The following is a 2,647-nucleotide window of genomic DNA, read 5'->3' on the forward strand; positions in this document are numbered from 1 at the left end:
AGGTAAAGCTCCACTAGGCTATTTTTAGCGTCGTAGCCCAAATCCTCCCCCACCCTAACCTTTTTCGGTGTGTTGTCCTGCTGGCTTAGATTGAGCCAGTCTGCCACCACAGACAGGGTGGTTCCCTGCAGCATCACAGAGGTCAGCACAATGAAAAAGACGATATTGAAGATCATGTCTGACCGCTCAACCCCTGCCAGCAAGGGGTAGGTGGCAAACACAATAGGTACGGCACCCCGCAGCCCCACCCAGGACACATAAAGCTTGTCCTGTAGGGAAGTTTCAAAAAAGGACATCCCAATGAACACGCTCACCGGACGTGCCACAAAAATCAGGAACAATGAGATGAGCAGCCCCATGCCGATGACGGGTAGCACCTGTGAGGGGAAGACCAGCAGGCCCAGCGTCAGGAACATGAGAATCTGCATGAGCCAGGCCAGCCCATCGTAGAACTTGGTAAGGCTGCCTTTATGGATGAAGTTCCTATTCCCGAGTATGACCGCCGCAATATAAACTGACAGGAACCCATTCCCGCTGATGAGGTTTGTAAAGGAAAAGGTAAAAAACAGCATGGCCAGCGTGAGTGCCGGGTAAAGCCCATCCTGCTCCAGCTTAATGCGGTTGATGACCCAGCCCATGGTGCGGCCCATCACCACGCCCATCACAGTGCCGATGCTCATCTGCAGAAAGAACATCGGCACCAGTTGCCAGACGCTGGCTTCTTCATTTGTGAGCAGGAACGTGAAGCTAACGGTCAGGAAGTAGGCCATCGGATCATTACTGCCTGACTCCAGCTCAAGGGTGGGCCGCAGGTTGTTTTTCAAGCCGATGTTCTTGGAGCGAAGGATAGAGAAGACGGCAGCCGCATCGGTGGAGGACACGACCGCTCCCAGCAGCAGCCCCTCCAGCAGGGAGAACCCCAGCAGATAAGAGGCAAACAAGCCCACCAGCATGGCGGTGATAAAAACGCCAAGAGTAGATAACGTTATTCCTCGCCAGAGAATAGGCTTTGTGCTTTCCCATCGGGTATCCAGCCCGCCCGAAAAAAGAATAATGGCCAGGGCGATGGTGCCCAGCGACTGCGCTGTCAGTGCATCGTCAAAGTATATGCCCCCTATTCCCTCGGAACCGGCCAGAATCCCCACGCCAAGGAAGAGCACAAGGGCAGGTATGCCAAATCTGCCCAGGCTCTTACTGATCAGGATGCTGATCATCAGGAGAACAGAGGATCCCAATAAAATGTCTTCTGTAGAGAAATTCATAGTCACGTGTCATCGTTAGTTAATTCCTTCGAAGAGGAGTTAAATAAAGGAGCTGTTCGGGTATCTTTTTTAAGGTTGTGCAACCTAGTAGCAAGAAGCCTATGTGATACACATCCCCTATCACCCCTCCCACCCGTATACGGTCACAAACTCTGTAGCACCCCTTAAAGGAGTTGAGCGTCCCATCAGTTTAGCTCAACAGCATTTTAGAGACTCAGAAGAAGGCAGCTTATCAGCCCTAAAGAGCCGAGCAATGCGATGATATCGCCAGCTAGAACGCTTATGGCAACACCAATGGCCAACGGCCGCACCAAGATCATGCTGGGGTCCTCATTCACTGGAGCTTTGCCAGCGCCCGGTCGTTTTCTGGGATAGGGCTTTTAGTAGCTCTTTCAGAAACCAAGCCAGCACCAGAATGAGGAATGCAGCCAGCAGCCTGGGCAAGTTAGGGAAGAAGCTATCCCGCAGGTTCAATAAGGCTCCTATGTATGCTTCAGTTGATGTTTTACTGGTTCCTACTAAAGTAGTATCACTGGCAGCTGCGTTTAAGGGGGTTACCACGAAATTGTCTGCCGTCCCCTCATCAATACTAGCGACAGCGCCAGCGCGCTCCTGAAGGGCACTTCTGCCAAAACATCTACCTCTCCAGTCACGAAGAACAGTAGGCCGCTCGTCATTGCAATAGTCCGTCAGGAGGCTGGTTTAATTTTTATTAGCTGACTTCCCATAAAAGGGTTCTTCAGTCCACGGCTGGCCTGACAACTCCTGTTTTACATAAATCCATAGCTCAAGAAACCGAAGCACAGCACTTTGTTAAAGCAAGAGGTTTGGAACTTGCAGTCCAAACCTTCTCTGTCCCTGCTTTAAAGTGTTCCTTAAAGCCTTGTAGGTAATAATGCTTTTCCCCCGGCACCCTAAGCTAAAGCCAACGAACCACCTTTTAATGATATGTTATTTATTTGTGATTGCTGATTTGGTAGATGCATGCCGACGATGGTATTCCATTTTTCTGCGAGTATAAGTTCCTCATTTAGGGTGATGGTTTCCTCCTTACTATAGAACAGTAGTGCCTGCTCAGGGAGCTTCGGGTTTTGGAATTTAAATCGTAGCTCGATGAGGTCAAAAACTTTGCTCCCGTTTACGTCCCTGTTTATGTTGGCTACCCTACATGCTGTAACTTCAGACAAGGAGATGGAGGCTGTTTGCTCTACCTCACTTTGTCTCCTAAAATAGAACAGCTTGTTCTGTGCCCTGTCAAATCCGATTGCAAAGTTATGGTTCCAGAAATCGTACTGAGAAATCTTTAGCTGCTGTTGCTGTGCTAAGTCTAAAAAATGCTGTTGTAGTTTCTTTTTTTGCTGTTTCTGCATCTTTTGAATAAGCAG

Annotated in this window: 2 protein-coding genes; both read right to left on the bottom strand. The window is 49.5% G+C overall.

Annotation, left to right across the window (positions count from 1 at the left end):
• On the bottom strand, positions 1–1,262 hold a 1,262-nt coding region (locus CHB92_RS25325; protein ID WP_144266407.1), incomplete at its 3' end, for a potassium/proton antiporter.
• A 914-nt stretch (positions 1,263–2,176) separates the two neighbouring features.
• A partial coding sequence (locus CHB92_RS25330) for a hypothetical protein (protein WP_218824316.1) occupies positions 2,177–2,647 on the bottom strand: 471 nt, incomplete at its 5' end.

The organism is Pontibacter ummariensis, assembly GCF_900188175.1.
In the GTDB taxonomy this organism is placed as follows: domain Bacteria; phylum Bacteroidota; class Bacteroidia; order Cytophagales; family Hymenobacteraceae; genus Pontibacter; species Pontibacter ummariensis.